The organism is Corynebacterium sp. HMSC04H06, assembly GCF_001815935.1.
Lineage (GTDB): Bacteria > Actinomycetota > Actinomycetes > Mycobacteriales > Mycobacteriaceae > Corynebacterium.
Genome location: NZ_KV823460.1, coordinates 1 through 20,791, shown reverse-complemented (window position 1 = coordinate 20,791; position 20,791 = coordinate 1). Strand labels below are relative to the sequence as shown.

The following is a 20,791-nucleotide window of genomic DNA, read 5'->3' as shown; positions in this document are numbered from 1 at the left end:
CAGTATGGAAGAACCATGGATGGATTAGGCTACATGGCTAGTTGAGGCACAGGTTACCTGCCAGGAAACTTGCGCACTAGTGAAATTGGTTAGGCTATAAGGTATGACTGCCAGAATTTCCCCCATTTACATGGGCTCGCCCATGGCTACCCCGGAACTGGACGAGGACCTTCAGGTGGACGTGGCCACCAGCGAAAACCTGCCCTGGATGTGCATTGTCTGGGACGACCCGGTCAACCTGATGAGCTACGTCTCCTACGTCTTCCAAACCGTGCTGGGCTACGACAAGAAGCGGGCCAACGAGTTGATGATGCAGGTGCACACCGAGGGCAAGGCGGCTGTCTCCTCCGGTGAGCGCGACAAGATCGAAGCCGACGTGAAAAAGCTGCAGATCGCGGGCCTGTGGGCCACCATGCAGCAAGCCGGCTAGGAGGCGGAGAAGAAAACCCATGCAAGAGTGGAAGAAGAAGAAATCGCTCATGCGCCCCGTGCGCTTTCACGCCGTCCTCGACCCGATGGAGCGCGAGGTCCTAGGCAACCTGACCTCGACGGTGGCCGAGGCCATCATCCAGCGCGCGCAGTCCGCGCCGAAGGACGAGCTGGCAGAGATGATGGACATGCCCTCCGGCCACAAGGACGCCCCGGAGGATCCGTCCCTGGCGCGCCTGTTCCCGGATTTCATGGCCGACGGCGACGAGGAATTCGACGGCGACGCCTCCCTGATGCGCAGCCTGCACGAAAACGACATCGCCCGCGCCAAGCTGGCTAACCTGCAGGCCATCAACTCCGCGCTGGGGCCGACTGGCTCCGTGGAACTGAGCATTACGGAGGAAGAGGCCCACCAGTTCGTCGCCGGGCTCAACGATTTGCGCCTGTTCGTGGCCGCGGGGGATTTCAGCGGCCCGGATGCCGCGGTCACGGACCGCGACGCGCTCGTCGAGTGGCTGGCCTTCAACCAGGACTCGCTGCTGCGGGCGCTGATGTCCTAATGCTCAGCGTCGGCCACGTCAGTCGCGGGGATACCGGGGTCACCGCGGTTTATTTCGGGCCCGCCGGGGCAGTGGCCGGCGTCGACGTGCGCGGCGGCGGCCCGGGCACGCGGGAGACCGACCTTTTGGCCCCGCACAACACCGTCCAGCGGGTCCACGCCATCGTGCTGGCGGGTGGTTCCGCCTTCGGCCTGGCGGCCGCGGACGGGGCCATGCGGCAGCTGGCGCAGGATGGGCTGGGATTCGCCGTCTTCGGCGAGGACGAGCCCGGCCCGCGCGTGCCCATCGTGCCGGCGGCCGTCATCTTCGACCTGGCAGTGGGCCCGACGCTGCCCACTGCCGACGACGGGGCCGCGGCCATCCGCGCTGCTCTGGCCGGCGACGATCCGGCCCAGGGCAGTGTCGGGGCCGGCTGCGGCGCCACCGCCGGCAAGCTGCGCGGCGGGTTGGGCCGGGCGCAGCTGGAGTCGGCGGATACCGGCTATCACGTCGGCGCCATCGTGGCGGCCAACCCGGTCGGCCAGGTAGTCGACGCGGCCACCGGATTACTGTTCGGCGCGCCAGGCAGCCCCGGCATCGACAGCGCGGCCTTCGCCAAACTGCCCGACCCAGCCGCCGGCCTGAACACCACCATCGGGGTGGTCTACACTAACGCGCCGCTTTTCAAGGCGCAGGCCAAGCGGCTGGCGCTGGCCGGCCACGACGGCATCGCCCGCGCGGTGCGCCCGGCCCACTCGCCGCTGGACGGGGACACCTTGTTTGGCGTCTCCACCGCGGGGTCGGGGCAGGCCGCGGCCGCATCCGCACCGGTGGGGGACGGGGTCCTGGCCCGGCTGACGGCGCTGGCTGCCGATGCCGTCGAAGCCGCCATCGTCTCTGCCGTCTGCGCGGCCAGGGACGGCTTCGGCTACCCCGCGTATTCTTCCCTGCTGCGCTAAGCTGAAGTGCACTATGACATATTCCACTGGACCGTATTCGTCCCGGCCGGACCGTAGTCGGGGGCAGACCGGCCCGGCGAATTTCGGGCCCACGGGCGGGCCCCTCCAGCTGGCCGGGGGCGCTGGCATGCGCAAGCCCCAGACTAACCGAGGCGACTCGGTGAATTACACGCGCGCCGGGCGCTTGCGCACCGGCCTGGTCTTTGCCATTGGCTACCTGGTGGTGCTCTGGGGCATCCACATCATCAACTACGTCATCTTCGGCGGACAATTGAGCTACTACGGCATCCACCCGCTGGACTTCAACGGCATCTGGGGCATCGTCACCGCCCCGCTACTGCACGCCGACTGGGAGCACCTCATCGGCAACTCGCTGCCTGGGGCCGTGTTCTGCTTCCTCATCGGCCTTTCCGGGCGGAAGGCCTGGTGGGAGGTCACCCTGCTGGTGGTGCTCATCGGCGGTCTCGGCACGTGGCTGCTGGGCGGGCCCGGCACCAACCACATCGGTGCCTCCAGCCTGGTCTACGGCTGGCTGGCCTACCTGCTGGTCCGCGGTATCTTCAACCGCTCGCTCATCCAGATCGTCCTCGGCGTGGTCCTGGGCGTTGCCTATTCCGGCCTGGTCTGGGGCGTGTTGCCCATCTACGAGGGCGTGTCCTGGCAGGGCCACCTGTTCGGGGCCATCGGCGGCATCGTGGCTGGTATGACTATCACCTCCGACGACACGTCGAAGCAGATTATGCGCCGCAGCGTAAAATAGTTCGGCGTGACTGAACTAGCTGATAAACCGCAGCCCGGACCGACCGCCCCCATCGGGATTTTCGATTCCGGGGTGGGCGGCCTGACGGTCGCGCGCACCATCATCGATCAGCTGCCGCACGAGTCGCTGCTCTACATCGGCGACACGCTGCACGGCCCCTACGGCCCGCGCCCCATCGCGGAGGTCCGCGCGCTGTCCATCAACATCGCCGACGAGCTGGTCGCCCGCGGCTGCAAGATGATCGTGGTGGCCTGCAATACCGCCACGGCCGCCTTCCTACACGACGCCCGCGAGCGCTACGACGTGCCGGTCGTCGAGGTCATCCGCCCGGCCGTGCGCCGTGCCATCGCCACCACCCGCAACCACAAGATCGGCGTCATCGGCACCGAGGGCACCATCAAGTCCGGCGTCTACCAGGACCTTTTCGCCGTGCACCCGGACGTGCAGGCCACCGCCGTGGCCTGCCCCGACTTCGTGCCGTTTGTGGAGCGCGGGATTACCTCGGGCCGCCAGATCCTGGGCATTGCCGAGGGTTACCTGGAACCCATGCAGGCCGCCGGCGTCGACACCTTGGTGCTCGGCTGCACGCACTACCCGCACCTTTCGGGGGTTATCCAACTGGCCGTGGGAGACGAGGTCACGCTGGTTAGCTCCGCGGAGGAGACCGCCAAGGACGTTCTCAAGGTGCTTACCGAGCGCGACCTGCTCGCGCCCGTGGACAACCCGGCCACGCGCGTGTTCGAGTCCACCGGCGACATGGAGATCTTTGAAAACCTCGCCTCCCGCTTCCTGGGGCCGGGAGTCGGTGAATTCAACCACATTTCCCACTCGGGTTGATTTTCTCCCCGAAATGGCCACAAATCGCCCCACTGTGGGCCCATTCGTGACACCATGAATGCATGAAGTTGACCATCTTGGGATGCTCCGGAAGCGTGCCCACTTCCGGGAATCCGGCCTCCGGCTACCTCGTGTCTTTCCCGGATGCGCCGTCCATCGTCATGGATTTGGGCCCCGGTACGCTGGCCGCTTTGCAGGACGTCCAGGATCCCTGTGACGCCCACGTGGCGCTCACCCACCTCCACGCCGACCACTGCATGGACTTTCCCTCCCTGATGGTCTGGCGCCGCTTCCACCCTTATGCGCCGGCCAAGGGCCGCAACTTCTGCTTCGGCCCCAGCTACGCGCCGCTGCACCTGGGGCGCCTGTCCTCCGACGGTCAGCCGGACGGCGTGGACGATATGTCGGATACCTTCGCGTTCAGCCCCTGGGAGGACGGGGTGGAGCAGCGCGTCGACGACGTCGCCATCACCCCGTACCGCACCATCCACCCGGTCGAGACCTACGGCCTGCGCTTGCGGCACACTGAGACCGGCAAGATCATCGCGTATACCGCGGACACCGCCTTTGATGCCAAGCTGGTGCCGCTGGCGCAGGACGCGGACGTCTTGTTAGCAGAGGCCGCCTGGGGAGCTAGCTCCGAGGGCAAGGCGGAAAAGATGCACATGTCCGGCGCGGAGGCCGGCCGTCTGGCGCAGCTGGCGGGCGTGAGCACCCTCGTGCTGGTGCACCTGCAGCCGTGGGGTGATGCCGCGGAGACGGTGGCGGCCGCCCGCGCCGAATTCGACGGAGAATTAGTTCTCGGCAAGCCCGGGATGGTCATCGAACTCTAGCCCGGGCGCGGCGGGTAGCCTGGGGAGCATGACTGATTTTCAACGAGCAGACGGCCGTGGCCTCGACGAGCTGCGCACCGTGCGAATTACCCGCAATTTCACCACCAACCCGGCGGGCTCGGTGCTGGTCGAGTTTGGTAACACCCGCGTGATGTGCACCGCCTCGGTGGAAACCGGCGTGCCCCGCTTCAAGCGGGATTCCGGCGAGGGCTGGCTGACGGCCGAGTACGCCATGCTGCCGTCCGCCACCCACGAGCGCATGCCGCGCGAGTCCATGAAGGGCAAGGTCAAGGGTCGCACGCACGAAATCTCGCGCCTGGTGGGCCGCTCGCTGCGCGCCGCGGTGGATCTGAGCGAGCTGGGGGAGAACACCATCCAGCTCGACTGCGACGTCCTGCAGGCCGACGGCGGCACCCGCACCGCCTCGATCACCGGCGCCTACGTCGCGCTGGCCGATGCCGTGGCCGCTCTCAAGGAGCGCGGCGCCGTGCCGGGCGAGCCGCTGCTGGACCCCATCGCGGCGGTTTCCGTGGGCATCATCGACGGCCAGATCTGCCTCGACCTGCCGTACGAGGAAGACTCCCGCGCCGAGGTGGATCTGAACGTGGTCATGCAGGAAAGCGGCGACTTCGTGGAAATCCAAGGCACCGGTGAACACGGGCTGTTTGGCCGCGACGAGCTCAACCAGATGCTGGACGTAGCCCAGAAGGGCTGCTCCGAGCTCATCGCCGCGCAGCGCGCGGCCCTGGGGTGGGACTAATGCAGCTGCTGGTCGCCTCGAACAACCCCAAGAAGCTCAAGGAGCTGCACACCATCCTGGCCGAGGCCGGCATCGAGGGCGTGGAGCTGATCCCGCTCAGTGAGGCCGAGCCCTACCCGGAGCCGGTCGAGGACGGGCGCACCTGCGCCGACAACGCGCTGATCAAGGCCCGCGCGGGCGCGAAAGCCACCGGCCTGCCGTGCGTGGCGGATGATTCCGGCCTGGCCGTCGACGAGCTCAACGGCATGCCCGGCGTGCTCTCGGCGCGCTGGTCCGGCCGCCACGGCGACGACGCCGCCAATAACGAGCTCCTGCTGGGGCAGCTGGCCCACGTACCGGAGGAGCACCGCAGCGCGGCGTTCATCTCCGTGTGCGCGCTGGTCACCCCGGCCGGGCAGGAACACGTGGTAGAAGGCCGCTGGCCCGGGCGCGTGCTGACTGCCCCGCGCGGGGAGGGCGGCTTCGGCTACGACCCGCTCTTCCAGCCAAACGGCGAGGAGCGCTCCGCCGCGCAGATGACCCCGGAAGAGAAAAACGCCGTCTCCCACCGGGGCCAGGCGCTGCGGCAGCTGGTTGACGTGGTAGCGGCGTTGCAGAAAAACTAGCGCACCAGGCTAGAGCTGGAAGTCGCGCTGCACCTCGCGGCGGCGCTTGACCTCCATGTAGAAAGAGAAGAACGGGATGGTGCCGGCCAGGGCCGTGGTGAACCACTTCATCGGCGGCCACAGGGCCTTCGGCGCCAGGTTCAGGATGGACAGCAGGTACAAAACGTAGAAGGCGCCGTGGATCTGGGCGATGTGGGTGGCCCACTCGGGCATGTCCATGCCGACGATGTATTCCAGCACCATGCGCGTGGTCAGCACCAGCAGGAAGATACCGGTGACCGTCGCGGCGACGGTGAACAGGGTCAGCGCGGTGCGCACGCGGGCCTGGCGGGCCGGGTGGATGCGCTTCGGCGCGGTGGAAGCAGAAGTGTTCTCAGAAGTCATAGCGGTAATCTAGCTTAGCTTTCAATGGTTGTGCCGGACAGGCCTTAGCGGTCGAGGTCGGGGTTGACCTCGTGATGTCCGCGGCGCGGGCGGTTAAGCTCGTTGAATTCCTCGACGTCTAGCTGGGGCCGGCTGGGCAGGAAGTCCTCGTCGATGGTGGTCGGCTTGGTCTTGGTGACCTCCGGGGCCTCGTAGGCGAAACCGTCGAGGTCCTCCGCCTCGTTTTCGGCGGCGATGCGTTCGTTCTCGCTGCGCAGCGCGGTCCGGTAGGCGTAGATGACAAACGCCGCGAACAGTGGCCACTGGAGGGCGTAGCCCAGGTTCTGGAAGGTGCCGGAACCGGACTGGAAGCGGGTCCACTGCCAGTAGGCGAGCGCGAAGAAGGCGACCACGAGCACGGCGATGAGGACAATATGCCACCACCGTACTCGGATCCTCTGGCGCTTGCCGGTTTCTTGCGTGCTCACGAGTCCTAGCCTACCCACTGGCAGCGGGGCGCCAAAGTCAGTAGTGAGCGAAAACGCCCACCGCCCCGATTAGAACCCGCCGGAATCCATCCGGTAGTATCAATCGCGTTAAGCGCCCGTGGCGGAATTGGCAGACGCGCTAGATTTAGGTTCTAGTGTCCGAAGGACGTGTGAGTTCAAGTCTCACCGGGCGCACCAGGCTAAAAATGCCGAGGTCATCGCAGCAGGGACCTCGGCATTTTTGTGTCTTCCTACTCCACCTCGGTGAATTTCCGGTCCCACGCCGAGCGGATGGGGTTAGCGTCGGCCAGCAGGATGTCGAAGCGGTCGCCGGCGATTTCGACGATTTCGCTCAGCGCCACGCGGTGCTCTTGGGGCGCGGAGTTGGCCAGGCGGCGCACGCCGGCGTCGAGGACACGCTCGAAGGTGTCGTTGGTGTCCAGGTAGGCCACGAACGGCATGCCGAAGCGCTCGCGGTAATCGGCGGCGAGCTGGGTGATCTGCTCGGTCTGGACGTCGTCGAGCTCGCCGAGGCCCAGGGAGCCGCGGTCGGCGGAGATCGCCGCGGCGCCCTCGTCGTCGGCCAGCAGGAGCTCGTCCATGGCGGGGTAGTCGTGGATGAGCTGTTCGCGCCGCTCGACGTCGGCGGTAAGCACGGCGACCTGGATGGCCTCGCGCAGCTGCCCGACGTTGTCGAAGGGGCGGGACTCCCAGGTGGTCTCCAGCGGCCAGGTCTCGTTGTTAAACAGCGGGCGCAGGGTCGCCACGAAGTCGTCGCGGTCCATGGCGTTGAGCTCGTCCAGGGAAACGCCCGTGCCGCCGGTGCGGGCGACGTCCCCGCCGCGGGAGCGGCCCGTGTGGAAGAACAGCAGGTTCAGCCCGATGGCGGTGATGGCGCCGATGGACATGCCCGAGGAGACGAAGGTCTGCGACCACTCCGGGAAGACCGCGGCGATGTCCGGTTTGAAGGTCACGAGCATGGCCAGACCCAGGGCGGTGGTCACGATGACGGCGTTGCGCCCGTCGTTGATATCGGCCTTGGCGATGGTCTGCAGGCCCACCCAGGCGACGTTGGCGAACAGCGCTAACGATGCCCCGCCCAGCACCGGCGCTGGAATCGCCGCGACCACGGCGCCGGCCTTGGGCAGCAGGCCCAGCACGATCATGAATCCGGCGGCGGCCACGGCCACCCAGCGGGACTTCACGCCGGTCAGGCGGACCAGGCCGACGTTTTGGGCGAAGCAGGTGTAGGGGAAGGAGTTCATCACGCCGCCGATGACGGTGGACACGCCGTCGGCGCGCAGCGCGGCCTGGACGTCGGCACGGCGGATGCGCTTTTTGACGATCTCGCCAGTGGCGAAGACGTCGCCGGTGGTCTCCACCATGGTGATCACCATGACGATCAGCAGGGAGAAGATGGCGACTAGGTCGAACTGCGGCATGCCGAAATAAAACGGGGTCGTAATGCCGAAAGCATCGGCCTCGCCCACTTCCGCGAAGCTCGCATCGCCGGCCACAAGGGCGACGCCCGTGCCCAGCACTAGGCCCAGTAGCACCGACAGGGTGCCCAGGAAGCCGCGGAAGAAGCGCTGGACGAGGACGATGACGGCCAGGGTGCCGAAGCCGTACCAGAGGTCACGGGCTAACGGTGCGCCCTCGGCGTAGTTGGTGAAGTCGTTGGCGGAGACGGCCAGCAGGGACGTACCCATCACGAGCAGGACGGTGCCGGTGACCACCGGCGGGAAGTAGCGGAGGAAGCGGCCGAACAGCGGCGCCATGAAGAAGGTGAACAGGCCCGCGACGATGATGGAGCCGTAGATGACCGGCAGGGAGGCGACACCGCCCTGCCCGTCGGTCGCGCCCAGGCCGATGGCGATGATCGGCGCGACCGCAGTGGTGGTCACGCCCTGGACGATGGGCAGCCGCACACCCACGTGCTTGCCGATGCCGACCGACTGGATAATGGTCGCGATACCGCAGGTGAGCAGATCCGCGTTGATGAGGTGGATGGTGGTGGCGGTATCCAGGTTGAGCGAGCCCGCGATCAGCAGCGGGACGATGACCGCCCCGGCGTAGAAGGCGAGAACGTGCTGTAGGCCGAGTGCGGCGAGTTTGCCGGGGGCCGGAACTTGGTCGACGGGGTGTGTGCGCTTGGGCTGGGTGCTAGTTTGGGCAGCCACGAAGTCCTCCAGTGTGGGGCGAAGCAAAAAAGGGGTCTAATTCGTACCCCTCAAGCGTAGAAGGGCGGCGCAGATTTCGGGAAACCGCAGCAAAATCCTCCGGTTATGACCAGAATTCCGGCCGGCTGCCGAAGCTTAAACCGGACGGACGTTTTACTAAAAATGCCTGAGCAGCGCACTAGAGTCAGACATCAGATGTGTGGGCCATTGCACACTTTCTGGGTTGGAGTAACCACCTAACAAACCCCTACACTGGGACTCAACGGGGCTTGCCGCTAGAGAAGCTCAAGGCCATCGAAACCCGAGAAAATATACAGGTTACAAGGTGGATTGGGAATTGGGAATGGCGAGCGCGCCCCAAGATATAAGGGAACTTATAGACACAGAAGGGAGTCACCGACAGTGACCACCGCAACCCAAGACCTCAAGTTTGATGCCTGGAAGGGTTTTGAGACCGGCCCGTGGACTGAGGGCATTGACGTGCGCGACTTCATCCAGCGCAACTACACCCCCTACGAAGGGGATTCGTCCTTCCTGGCCGGCCCGACCGAAAAGACCAAGCGCACCTTCCAGCACTTGGAAGACAAGTACCTGTCCGTCGAGCGCAAGCAGCGCGTTTTCGACGTCGACACCCACACCCCGTCCGACATCGACGCCTTCCCGGCCGGCTACATCTCCGAGGATGACAACGTCATCGTCGGCCTGCAGACCGATACCCCGCTGAAGCGCGCCATGATGCCGTTCGGTGGCTGGCGCATGGTCAAGCAGGCCATCAAGGAAGCGGGTAAGGAAGTGGACCCGGAGGTCGAGAAGATCTTCACCCGCTACCGCAAGACCCACAACGACGGCGTCTTCGATATCTACACCCCGCGCATCCGCGCTGCCCGTTCCTCCCACATCATTACGGGCCTGCCGGACGCCTACGGCCGCGGCCGCATCATCGGCGATTACCGCCGTGTGGCCCTCTACGGTGTTGACTACCTCATCGAGGAAAAGCAGGCTTCCCGCGACTCCGTCGCCGACGCCGGCTTTTCCGAGCACTGGGCTCGCTTCCGCGAGGAGCACTCCGAGCAGATCAAGGCTCTGAAGAAGCTGAAGGTCATGGCCGAGCAGTACGGCTTCGATATCTCCGGCCCGGCTACCACCGCGCAGGAAGCTGTTCAGTGGACCTACTTCGGCTACCTGGGCTCCATCAAGTCCCAGGACGGCGCCGCCATGTCCATCGGCCGCCTGTCCGCGTTCTTCGACTGCTACTTCGAGCGCGACTTGGCCAACGGCACCATCACCGAGGAAGACGCTCAGGAAATCATCGACGCGCTGGTCATGAAGCTGCGCATCGTCCGCTTCCTGCGCACCGAGGACTACGACCAGATCTTCTCCGGCGACCCGTACTGGGCCACCTGGTCCGACGCCGGCTTCGGTGACGACGGTCGCCCGCTGGTCACCAAGACCTCCTTCCGTCTGCTCCAGACCCTCATTAACCTGGGGCCGTCCCCGGAGCCGAACATCACCATCTTCTGGGACCCGAAGTTGCCGGAAGGCTACAAGAATTTCTGCGCCCACATCTCGATTGAGACCTCGTCCATCCAGTACGAGTCCGACCGCCAGATTCGTGAGCAGTGGGGCGACGACGCCGCCATTGCGTGCTGCGTGTCCCCGATGCGCGTCGGCAAGCAGATGCAGTTCTTCGGCGCCCGCGTCAACGCCGCCAAGGCCCTGCTGTACGCCATCAACGGCGGCCGCGACGAGGTCAGCGGCAAGCAGGTCGTGGACGGCTATGAGGCCATCCAGGGCGACGAGCCGCTGGACTTCGATGAGGTCTGGCAGAAGTACGAGGAGATGCTTGACTGGGTCGTCGGCACCTACGTCGAGGCCCTGAACATCATCCACTACAGCCACGACAAGTACGCCTACGAGGCCATCGAGATGGCCCTGCACGACTCCGACATCGTGCGCTCGATGGGCTGCGGTATCGCCGGCCTGTCGATTGTCGCCGACTCCCTGTCCGCCATCAAGTACGCCAAGGTCACCCCGGTCCGGGATGAGTCCGGCCTGATTGTGGACTACAAGACCGAGGGCGAGTTCCCGGTCTACGGCAACGACGACGACCGCGCCGACGACATCGCCGCAACCATCGTCCACACCGTGATGGAAAAGATTAAGGCCATCCCGATGTACCGCAACGCCATCCCGACCCAGTCGGTGCTGACCATCACCTCGAACGTGGTCTACGGCAAGGCCACTGGCGCCTTCCCGTCAGGCCACGAGGCCGGCACCCCGTTCGCGCCGGGCGCAAACCCGGAGAACGGCGCCGACAGCCACGGCATGGTCGCATCCATGCTGTCCGTCGGTAAGCTGGACTACAAGGATGCGTTGGACGGCATCTCGCTGACCAACACCATCACGCCGTCTGGCCTGGGCCGTACCCCGGATGAGCGCATCACCAACCTGGTGGGCGTCCTGGACGCCGGCTTCATCATGGACAAGTAAGACCACCCAAACCCGAATCTCGTAGAAGGAGAAATCATCATGGCAACCCCGACTTTCGATCAGCGTCTCGAGGCAATGAAGTCCCGTCGTGCAGAGCACAACATGGATTCCGGCCTGTACCACGCCAACATCAACGTGCTGGACAAGTCCACTCTGGAGGACGCAGTTGAGCACCCGGAGAAGTACCCGAACCTGACCGTTCGCGTCTCCGGCTACGCCGTCAACTTCGTCAAGCTGACCAAGGAACAGCAGCTGGACGTCATCTCCCGCACCTTCCACCAGGGTTCGTAAAAAACCATGGCTGATGGCGTTACTGGTGTTGTTACCCTCCAACCAGAAGAAGGCGAAAAGGTTCGCGGCGTCGCCGCGGGCCTGGGTGGGGACAACGAACTCGACCAAATCACCCGCCCCGAGCTCATGGAAGCCCGCCGCACTGGCGACGTCGGCTTGGTGCACTCGTGGGAACTGGTGACCTCGGTCGACGGTCCGGGTACCCGCATGACCATGTTCATGTCCGGTTGCCCGCTCCGCTGCCAGTACTGCCACAATCCTGACACCTTCGAGATGAAGACCGGTTCTCTGGAGAAAGTCGAAGACGTGGTCAAGCGCGTCAAGCGCTACAAGCCCATCTTCGACGCCTCCGGCGGCGGGTTGACCATCTCCGGTGGGGAGGCGCTGTTCCAGACGGCGTTCACCCGCCGGGTGCTCAAGGAAGTGCATGATGCCGGCATCCACACCACCATCGATACCTCCGGTTTCCTCGGGGCGCGCGTGCGCGACGAGGACCTGGACAACATCGACCTGGTTCTGCTGGATGTCAAGGCAGGCGATGAGAAGACTTACAAAGAAGTCACGCGGCGTGAACTGCAGCCGACCATCGATTTCGGTGACCGGCTCTCGGCAGCAAACAAGCCGGTGTGGATCCGCTTTGTGGTCGTCCCCGACCTGACGGATAGCCCAGAAAACGTCCAGAACGTCGCCAACATCGTGGCACGGTGGCCCAACAACGTGGAACGCGTTGAGGTCCTTCCGTTCCATAACATGGGCGCCGACAAGTGGCGTGAGCTGGGTTATCCCTACACATTGGAAGACACCAAGCCCCCGGCTGCAGAGGATGTCGAAGCTATCCGCGACGTCTTCCGAGCCAAAGGCTTCACGGTCTACTAATTCCCTTATAACCCGCAAACACCCGCTCGCTAGCTCTCCTAGTCTCTAGGAGGCAGCGGGCGGGTGTTCGGCGTTTGCGGGTGGCTAGGTTACTATTCTCTGACGTAGCCGACGTTTTCGACCTCGACGCTGCCCAGGGACTTGGCACCGAAGTTGGCCAGCGCCTCCTTCTCCAACTGGTTGGCCTTCTGGGTGGCGGAAGCCTCCGCCTTGATCCCCGGGCCGTCGCAGGTGAGCACGTAGCGCAGGGCCAGCGGCTGGCCGTCCTTCTCGCGGGTGCCGTCGGAGCCTGGGGCCCAGCCGGCATCGTCGAGCAGCTGCTTGGCCTTTTCCGGATCGAAGGAGATGAGCTCGCCGAAGGAGTCCCGGCAGGTCCTCCTCGTAGTCCAGGTCGTTGGAGTGTATGGAGGCCAGCCGGTCGCGTCGAACTCGCCGGCCGAGTCGACCTGCGGCGGCAGCAGGAAGGAGTACGTGTCCTGCCACCACGGGTAGGTCTGCTTGAATTTGATGACGACCTGCTTGTCGTTCTCGCCCGGGGTGATGGACTCGATCATGTCAAAGCCCTCCGTCGAGTGGACGTTGAGTTCATCCATTGCGGAGCCACACCCCATCCGGGTAGGGCAGCCCCGGCTGTGCGCGGCGTACGCGCTGGGCGGGGCTCCCTCGCGCATCGGCGGCGAATGTGCCAGACTGAGAGTTGATCGGTGCAATAGAATTCTCCGAAAACAGCTCCGAAAACCCGAACCGAAAGCAGAAAGGCCGCGCGTGAGCACGCTACTCCTAATTGGCATCATCGTCCTCATCGTCATTCTGACGTTGTTCGACGGATACTTCATCGTCCGCACCAAGGAGGCCGCCATCCTGGAGCGGCTGGGCAAGTACCAGGGGGTGGCGCATGCGGGTCTGCATTTCAAGGTCCCCTTCGTCGACCGGGTACGCGAAAAGATTAACCTGCAGGTCCGCCAGCTCGACGTGATGGTGGAGACCAAGACCAAGGACAACGTCTTCGTCCAGATCCCCGTGGCGGTCCAGTACCAGGTCGTCCAGGGCCGCGAGCGCGAGGCCTACTACACCCTGTCCAGCCCGGACCAGCAGATCGTGGCCTACGTCCAGGACAACGTGCGTTCCTCCGTGGCGAACATGAACTTGGATGACTCCTTTTCCTCCAAGGACACCATCGCCCAGAACGTGGCCGAGTCCCTGCGTGACAACATGGCGGCCTATGGCTGGCACTTCGTCAATACCCTGGTCACCGACATCCGCCCGGACGAGCGTGTGCGCGAATCCATGAACTCCATCAACGCCGCCCAGCGCGAGCGGGAGGCCGCCGTGGCCCAGGCGGAGGCCGAAAAAATCCGCGTGGTCAAGGAAGCCGAGGGCGCGGCCGAGGCCCGCAAGCTGCAGGGCCGCGGCGTGGCCGACCAGCGCAAGGAGATCGTCGAGGGCATCGCGGCCCAGTACGAGATGCTGCGCAACGCCGGCGTCGAGGAATCCCCCGAGGCCCTCATGCTGGTCTCCCAGTACCTGGACGCCATGGTGGACGTTTCCTCCAACGGCAACGCCTCCGTGCTCTACATGCCGTCCAACCCGGCCGGCATGGGGGATCTTTTCGAGGGAATGCGCGACGTGCTGATGAGCAACCACGCCCTGGACAGCCTGGACAAGCCGAACAAGTCTTCTTCCAGCCAACGCCCGCGCACCCGCAGCAACCCGGAGCGGGAGACCAGCTCCGCCAGCCCTGCCCAAAAGCCCAGCCTGCCGAGTACCAGCGACGTGCGCGGTCAGGCCGCCGACTGGGCCAACGAGAACGGTATCCACTCCGTCCGCGACGCCTTCCAGGCGCTGCGCGACAAGCACGGGGAGTGGCGCAACGACGACTAGTGAGTTTGTTTTTCCGGCGCGCCGGAATCTCCACTAGCCTTAGGTGAGCACCAACCTGTAAAAGGAGCAGCTCACCGTGAATCCTCGTGAACCTTTCGCCCTGTCCTTTTCGGGACAGGGTTTTTCTTGGGCCGACTCGTTACGCGGCGCCGGCGCCGACCTGCGCGCCACGGTGGACCAGGCCGCGCAGATCCTGGAGCCGCTGGCCGCCGAGCTGGCCGGTCGGCGCCCACGCGGCTTCCACCCCTTCGACTGGGCGCAGCAGCCGCCGGCCTGGGATCTCAGCGCCCCCGAGGTTTCCGTGCCCGGCATCTTCCTGGCACAGCTGAACCTGCTCGACGCCCTGGCCGCCCAGGGCCTGGAGCTTAACGATGCCGTCGCCGTCGCCGGCCACTCCCAAGGCCGGCTGGCCGAATTCGCGCTGGACGGCCTGGACGGCACCGCCGGCCGCGCGGAGATGCTGGCTATAGCCCAGCTCATCGGCGCGGCGATGACGCACACGGCGCGGCGCTACGGCCTGGTCCGCGACCGCGCCGCGGCCCCCATGGTCGCTATCAACGCGGACCCGCACGACATCGCCGCCGCCCTCCGCGAAACCGGCGCGGACACGGTCATCGGCCTGCACAACAGCGCCCGCGATGCCGTCCTGTCCGGCCCGCCCGCCGACAACCTCGCCGTCGCCCGCGCCCTGGGGGTAGAGGCGCGCCCGCTCAAGGTGGCCGCGGCCTTCCACCACCCGCGCATGAGTGAGGCCGTGGAGCAGGTCGTGGACTGGGCCCAGCAGGTGGGCCTGGACACGGGCTTGGCCGAGCGGGCCGCCCGCGCGGTGCTCACCGACGTCATCGACTGGCCGGCGCAGGTCGGCCGCCTCGTCGACGCCGGCGCGCGGTGGATCCTGGAGATCGGCCCGGAAGAAGGCGTGCGCCCCCTGACCGAGAAGATCGTGGAGGGGCGCGGCATCGGGGTGCTCGCGGTCGGCACCGCGGAAGGGCAGGCCCGCCTTATCGACCCCGGTCACCAGCTGGCCCCGCCCCGCCCGTACCGCGATTTCGCCCCGCGCATCACTGCGGGCGGCGAGCTGGTGACCCGCTTTACCCGCCTGACCGGCTACCAGGCCGTGCTACTGGCCGGCATGACGCCTACCACGGTGGACCCGGCCATCGTGGCGGCCGCGGCCAACGCCGGGTACTGGGCCGAGCTCGCCGGCGGCGGGCAGGTCACGGACCAACTGCTCGGGGACAACCTCGACTACCTGCGCGAGCACCTCGCCCCGGGCGTGAACGCGCAGTTCAACGCGCTCTACCTCAACCCCCGACAATGGCGCCACCAGGTGGCGGGCAAGCGGCAGGTGCCCACCGCGCGGGCGAACGGGGCGCCGGTCAACGGCATCGTGTGCTCGGCGGGCATCCCGCCGCTGGACGAGGCGGTGGAGCTTTACCGGAGCCTGCGGGAGGGCAACATCCCCTGGGTGGCCTTCAAGCCCGGCGCGGTGCACCACGTCGATAAGGTGCTGGAGATCGCGCGCGCGGTGGCCCCCGCCCCCGTCATCATGCAGCTGGAGGGCGGCCTGGCCGGTGGGCACCACTCCTGGGAGGACCTAGACGAGCTGCTGCTGGCCACCTACGCGCGCATCCGCGCCGCGGAGAACGTCTACTTGGCCGTCGGCGGCGGCATCGGCACGCCGGAGCGCGGTGCGGACTACCTGACCGGCGAGTGGGCGCGCGCCTACGGGCGTCCGGACATGCCGGTCGACGCCATCCTGGTCGGCACCGCCGCCATGGCCACTCGGGAGGCGACCACGTCCCCGGCTGTCAAGCGCGCCCTCGTCGCAGCCGCCGGTACAGAGGGCTTCATCGCGGCCGGCACCGCCCGCGCCGGCATGTCTTCGGGCCGCTCGCAGCTGGGCGCCGACATCCACGAGGTGGACAATTCCTTTGCCCAGGCCGGCCGGCTGCTGGACGCCGTGGCCGGCGACGCCGATGCCGTCCGCGCCCACCGCGCTGAAATCATTAGCGCCTTGGACGCCACCTGCAAGCCATATTTCGGGGACCTGACCAGCCTGACCTACCGGCGCTGGCTGGAGCGCTACCTCGAGCTGTCCCACCGCGGCGAGTGGGCGGACGACTCCTGGCGCGCCCGCTTCGCACAGATGCTCCTGCGCGCCGAGGCCCGCCTGCACCCCGCCGACCACGGCGAGTTCGCCTCCCAGCTGCCCGCCGGCGAGCTGGACGTCGGAAACCTGGCCGACCTGCTGGCGACCTACCCGCAGGCCGACACCCAGCACGTGAGCGCTACCGATGCCGCCTGGTTTATCGATCTCCTCAAAGGCCCCGGCAAGCCCGCCAACTTCGTGCCGGTCATCGACGAGGACGTGCGCTGGTGGTGGCGCACGGATTCGCTGTGGCAGGCCCACGATGCCCGCTACCCGGCAGATGCCGTCTCCATCATCCCGTCGCCGCGCTCCGTGGCCGGGATTGATCGCGTGGACGAGCCGGTCGCCGAGCTGCTGGGGCGGTTCGTGGCCGCCGCGGCCGCCCGCGCGGAGTTCACCTGCCCCGCGGCGAGCGAGCGCGAGCGCATCCTGTCCGCGCCGGCCTGGGACTGGGCTGGCCACCCGGTGGCCAACCCGGCGCGCCGGCTGGGCCTGGAAGCAGGTCTCGACGGGGGATTCCGCGTGCCCGGCCTGGGAGTTACGGTGGCGCTGCCGGAGGCGGCGACCGTGCCCGTCGTGGGCGCGGATTCGGCTGGTGGGGCCATGCGGGAGCTGGCGCGCCGGGCCGCCGGCGGGCAGCTGCCCGAGGTTGTCGGCGGGGCGGCGGCGTGGTCGACGACGCTGAACACCGTGGACTACCAGACCGTGACCGCGGGCTACCTGTCGGACGAGAGCGGCCCGGCTGGCGCCTCCGGTCCGGCCGCCGACGCGCTGGTGGGGCCGGCCTGGCCGGCCATCTTCGCGGTCATCGCGGACACCGACGCCGTCGAGGGGCTGCTGCGGCTGGTACACCTGGAGCACGCGGTGCGCCTGCACTCCGAGCTTCCGCAGCACGGCGCGCAGGTCAGCGCCAAGGCCCACCTGACCCGTGACCTGGCCACCGCGCGGGGACGGGTGCTGGAGGTTCACGTCGGCATCGTGAGCGGGCACCAGCACCTGGCAACGCTGACCGAGCGCTTCCTCATCCCCGGCACGGCTGGGGCCGACGAGCTGCCGGCATTGGACGTCACGGACCCGGCCGCCCGCCCGACCCCGCTATTAAGCCGCGGCCAGGTGGCGGTTATCGCGCCGGAGAGCATGCGGCCTTTCGCCCAGGTCACCGGCGACTTCAACCCCATCCACACCGACGAGAACCTGGCGCGGGCGGCAGGCCTGCCCCAAGGCCCGATTGTCCACGGCATGTGGACCTCGGCGCTGGCGCAGCTGGCCGCCGGGGAGAACATCGTGGGCTGGCACGCGCGCCTGCTGGCCCCGGTCCTGCCGGGGCAGACCGTGGAGTTTTCCACCGCGCGGACCGGGCAGGCCGCCGGCGGGGAAGTGCGCACCGTCACCGCCACCGTGGGCGGCATTCCCGTGCTGGAGGCGACCGCCCAGCTGGCCGCACCGGTGACGTGGTACGCCTTCCCCGGGCAGGGCATCCAGTCGCCCGGCATAGGGATGGCAGCTTATGCCGCGTCCCCGGCCGCGCGCGCGGTCTGGGACCGCGCCGACGCACATACCCGGCAGGCGCTGGGCTTTTCCATCCTGGACATCGTGCGCCGCAACCCGCACGAGGTGCAGGTGGCCGGCGAAAGCTTCTCCCACCCCGACGGGGTGCTGTACCTGACCCAGTTCACCCAGGTGGCCATGGCCACGCTGGGCTGCGCGCAGGTCGCCCAGCTGCGCGAGGCCGGGGTGCTGGCCGAGCACGCCTTCTTCGCGGGGCACTCGGTGGGCGAGTACAACGCGTTGGCCGCCTTCGCGGACGTGCTCTCGGTGGAGGCGGTCATCGAGATCGTCTACCAGCGCGGGCTGACCATGCACCGTCTTGTCCCGCGGGACGGCGACGGCAACTCCAACTACGGGCTGGCGGCGCTGCGCCCGCACAAGATGGGCATGTCGGACACGGACGTCTTCGACTACGTCGGCCAGCTGTCGGCGATTACGGGCGAGTTCCTGGAGATCGTCAACTACAACGTCAAGGGCAAGCAGTACGCCGTGGCGGGCACGCGCGCCGGGCTGCGCGCCCTGGAAGCCGATGCCGCCTCCCGCGGCGAGCGCGCCTTCGTCCTCATCCCCGGCGCGGACGTGCCCTTCCACTCCTCCCGCCTGCGCGACGGGGTGGACGATTTCCGCCGGCACCTGGACCAGCTCATCCCGGCGGATATAGACCTGGACCGGCTGATCGGCCGCTACATCCCCAACCTGGTGGCCCGCCCCTTCGACCTGGGCGAGGAGTTCATCCAGGCCATGGAGGAGGTCGTGGACTCGCCGTGGCTGTCCGTGGCCCGCACGCAGCCGGCCCAGCAGCGCGGCCGCACCCTTCTGGTGGAGCTTTTGGCCTGGCAGTTCGCCTCCCCGGTGCGCTGGATCGAGACCCAGGATTTGGCGCTGGGGCCGCTGGGAGTTGAGCGCTTTGTCGAAATCGGCGTGGCCAGCGCGCCCACCCTGGCCAATATGCTGCGCCAGCACCCGGGCGCGGCACGGGTGGAGGTTCTCAATGCCGAGCGCGACCAGGCTGTCGTCTTTGCCACCGATGCCGACCCCGAGCCCGCACCGGAACCGGAGCCGGAACTAGAACCGGAGCCCGAGACGGAGCCGGAGCCGGTAGCCGCGCCGGCGACCGCACCAGAGCAGCCGGCCGCCACAGACACTCCGGCGGACCGGCCGCTGCTGGCCAGCGACGCCCTCCGCCTGCTGGTGGCCGCCTGGACCAAGGTGCGCCTCGACCAGCTGCGGCCGGAAGACACCATCGAGTCCCTGGTGGAGGGCCAGTCGTCCAGGCGCAACCAGCTGCTGCTGGATATCTCGACCGAACTGGGGATTGCCGCCATCGATGGCGCCGCCGACCTCGACCTGGCCAGCCTGGGCGAGCTAGTCGACCGGCAGGCCCGCGGCTACCAGGCCTTCGGGCCGGTGCTCCACCCGCAGGTGGAGGCCTGCCTGCGCGATCTCACCGGCCCGGCCGCGCAGCCGACCTCGTATGTTTCCGAACGCGTGCGCGGCCGCTGGGGCTTGGGCCCCGGCTGGCTGGACCGCGTGCTCGCCCACCTGGTCGACGGCACCCGCCCCGGCGCCTCCCTGCGTGGCGGCGAGCTAGCCAGCCTGCCCGCCGGCCTCGACGCGGCTATCGATGCCGCCGTCCACACCGCCGGAATCACCACCCAGCTGCCGGAACCGGCCGCGGCCGCGGCTGCCACCGCTGACCCGGCCGCCCTGCGCGAGCTCACCGATGCCTTAACCGCCAACGCCCGCGACCTCGTCGAGCGGCTGGATCCGGAGGCAGCCAGCACGGAGGGCCAGGATGATGGTGTCGGCGCGGGAGGCGAAAACGCGCGCGAACTCGCCCAAGCCGTCGACCGCGAGCTGGGCGCGGGCTGGGCCGACTTCGTGCGCCCAGCCTTCGACCCGGCGCGGGCACTCCTGCTCGACGACCGCTGGGCCTCGGCGCGCGAGGACGCCGCTCAGGGCCGCGGCGATGTGACGGCGACCGGCGAGGAGGTCGCCCGCATCGCCGAGTACGCCGGTTACCCGGAGCTCGCCGCCGCGGCCCGGACGGACCCGGCCGGCCTCGACTACGCCGCCGACTGCGCGCTGATAACCGGCGCCGCGCCGGGCTCCATTGCCGCGGCCATCACCGCCGAGCTGCTGCGGGGCGGGGCGACCGTCGTGGCGACCAGCTCCCGGCTGGACCAGGCGCGCCTGGACTTTTTTACCCGCCTCTACCGCGACCACGCCCGCGGCCAGGCGGCGCTGTGGGTCGTGCCGTGTAATGTGGCATCGTTTGCCGATGTCGACGCCCTGGCCGACTGGGTGGGCCGCGAGCACACCCGCACCGTCGGCGCCGAGGTGCGCCTGGTGAAGCCGGCGCTGACGCCGACCCTGCTCTTCCCGTTCGCCGCGCCGCGCGTGGCCGGCACCCTGGCCGAGGCGGGCGCGGGCAGCGAGCGCCAGATGCGCCTGCTGCTGTGGTCGGTGGAGCGGCTCATCGCCGACACCGCCGAGATCTCGGAGCACGTCCACGTCGTCTTACCGGGCAGCCCCAACCGCGGGCGCTTCGGCGGCGACGGCGCCTACGGCGAGGCCAAAGCGGCCCTCGATGCCGTCGCAAACCGTTGGCGCCGCGAACCGGCCTGGGCCAACCGCGTGGGCCTGGTGCACGCTCAGATCGGCTGGGTGCGCGGCACCGGCCTGATGGGCGGCAACGATCCGCTGGTCGCCGCTGCCGAGGCCCGCGGCGTGCGCACCTGGGATACCCGCGAAATCGCCGCCGAGCTGCTGGCCGAAGGCGCCAACCCGGCCGCCCGCC

15 protein-coding genes, 1 tRNA gene and 1 pseudogene are annotated in these 20,791 nt (G+C 67.6%); 13 read left to right on the top strand and 4 right to left on the bottom strand.

The window, feature by feature from the left end; translation table 11 throughout:
• Positions 1-130 precede the first annotated feature (130 nt).
• From clpS to rdgB, 8 genes are all read left to right on the top strand, one after another.
• A complete protein-coding gene (gene clpS / locus HMPREF3067_RS10575) occupies positions 131-430 on the top strand; it encodes an ATP-dependent Clp protease adapter ClpS (protein ID WP_070769684.1) in 300 nt (99 codons plus the stop codon).
• A 19-nt stretch (positions 431-449) separates the two neighbouring features.
• Positions 450-989: a DUF2017 domain-containing protein gene (locus HMPREF3067_RS10570; RefSeq protein WP_070769683.1), complete on the top strand. Its 540-nt coding sequence runs from the start codon at positions 450-452 to the stop codon at positions 987-989.
• On the top strand, positions 989-1,927 hold the full coding sequence (locus HMPREF3067_RS10565; protein ID WP_070769682.1) for a P1 family peptidase: 939 nt from the start codon (positions 989-991) through the stop codon (positions 1,925-1,927). The genes HMPREF3067_RS10570 and HMPREF3067_RS10565 overlap by 1 nt, the downstream gene beginning before the upstream one ends.
• 127 nt (positions 1,928-2,054) lie before the next feature.
• Entirely contained in the window at positions 2,055-2,687 is a 633-nt protein-coding gene (locus HMPREF3067_RS10560) for a rhomboid family intramembrane serine protease (RefSeq protein ID WP_070769681.1), read from the top strand.
• Between the two features lie 6 nt (positions 2,688-2,693).
• A complete protein-coding gene (murI, locus tag HMPREF3067_RS10555) occupies positions 2,694-3,524 on the top strand; it encodes a glutamate racemase (RefSeq protein WP_070769680.1) in 831 nt (276 codons plus the stop codon).
• 62 nt (positions 3,525-3,586) lie between these two features.
• Positions 3,587-4,357: an MBL fold metallo-hydrolase gene (locus tag HMPREF3067_RS10550; protein WP_070769679.1), complete on the top strand. Its 771-nt coding sequence runs from the start codon at positions 3,587-3,589 to the stop codon at positions 4,355-4,357.
• A 28-nt stretch (positions 4,358-4,385) separates the two neighbouring features.
• On the top strand, positions 4,386-5,117 hold the full coding sequence (gene rph / locus HMPREF3067_RS10545) for a ribonuclease PH (protein WP_070769678.1): 732 nt from the start codon (positions 4,386-4,388) through the stop codon (positions 5,115-5,117).
• Entirely contained in the window at positions 5,117-5,722 is a 606-nt protein-coding gene (gene rdgB / locus HMPREF3067_RS10540; protein ID WP_070769677.1) for an RdgB/HAM1 family non-canonical purine NTP pyrophosphatase, read from the top strand. The genes rph and rdgB overlap by 1 nt, the downstream gene beginning before the upstream one ends.
• A gap of 9 nt (positions 5,723-5,731) precedes the next feature.
• Here the strand turns inward: rdgB and HMPREF3067_RS10535 are convergent, their stop codons facing one another.
• Positions 5,732-6,106 (bottom strand): DUF3817 domain-containing protein, encoded by a 375-nt coding sequence (locus HMPREF3067_RS10535; RefSeq protein ID WP_070769676.1) that lies wholly within the window; start codon positions 6,104-6,106, stop codon positions 5,732-5,734.
• 44 nt (positions 6,107-6,150) lie between these two features.
• On the bottom strand, positions 6,151-6,573 hold the full coding sequence (locus HMPREF3067_RS10530; RefSeq protein ID WP_070769675.1) for a hypothetical protein: 423 nt from the start codon (positions 6,571-6,573) through the stop codon (positions 6,151-6,153).
• A 112-nt stretch (positions 6,574-6,685) separates the two neighbouring features.
• Between HMPREF3067_RS10530 and HMPREF3067_RS10525 the strand changes: the two genes are divergently transcribed.
• Positions 6,686-6,771 (top strand) — tRNA-Leu (locus HMPREF3067_RS10525).
• 53 nt (positions 6,772-6,824) lie between these two features.
• Here the strand turns inward: HMPREF3067_RS10525 and HMPREF3067_RS10520 are convergent.
• Positions 6,825-8,753, bottom strand: coding sequence for a solute carrier family 23 protein (locus HMPREF3067_RS10520; RefSeq protein WP_070769674.1), 1,929 nt, complete (start codon positions 8,751-8,753; stop codon positions 6,825-6,827).
• A gap of 402 nt (positions 8,754-9,155) precedes the next feature.
• On the opposite strand from HMPREF3067_RS10520, the pseudogene pflB reads away from it, so the two are divergent.
• Positions 9,156-11,534 (top strand): annotated as a pseudogene (gene pflB / locus HMPREF3067_RS10515) (formate C-acetyltransferase).
• Between the two features lie 6 nt (positions 11,535-11,540).
• Positions 11,541-12,410, top strand: coding sequence for a pyruvate formate-lyase-activating protein (pflA, locus tag HMPREF3067_RS10505; RefSeq protein WP_070769671.1), 870 nt, complete (start codon positions 11,541-11,543; stop codon positions 12,408-12,410).
• A gap of 92 nt (positions 12,411-12,502) precedes the next feature.
• Here the strand turns inward: pflA and HMPREF3067_RS10500 are convergent, their stop codons facing one another.
• Positions 12,503-13,003 carry a hypothetical protein gene (locus HMPREF3067_RS10500; RefSeq protein ID WP_070769670.1) on the bottom strand — a complete coding sequence of 167 codons (501 nt, stop codon included), beginning with the start codon at positions 13,001-13,003 and terminating at the stop codon, positions 12,503-12,505.
• Positions 13,004-13,175: 172 nt separating this feature from the next.
• Here HMPREF3067_RS10500 and HMPREF3067_RS10495 point away from each other — a divergent pair, with 172 nt between their 5' ends.
• Both HMPREF3067_RS10495 and HMPREF3067_RS10490 read left to right on the top strand, forming a co-directional pair.
• Entirely contained in the window at positions 13,176-14,291 is a 1,116-nt protein-coding gene (locus HMPREF3067_RS10495; RefSeq protein ID WP_070769669.1) for an SPFH domain-containing protein, read from the top strand.
• A 76-nt stretch (positions 14,292-14,367) separates the two neighbouring features.
• Positions 14,368-20,791 (top strand): fatty acid synthase subunit beta domain-containing protein (locus HMPREF3067_RS10490; RefSeq protein WP_070769668.1); only part of this gene is annotated, 6,424 nt, incomplete at its 3' end.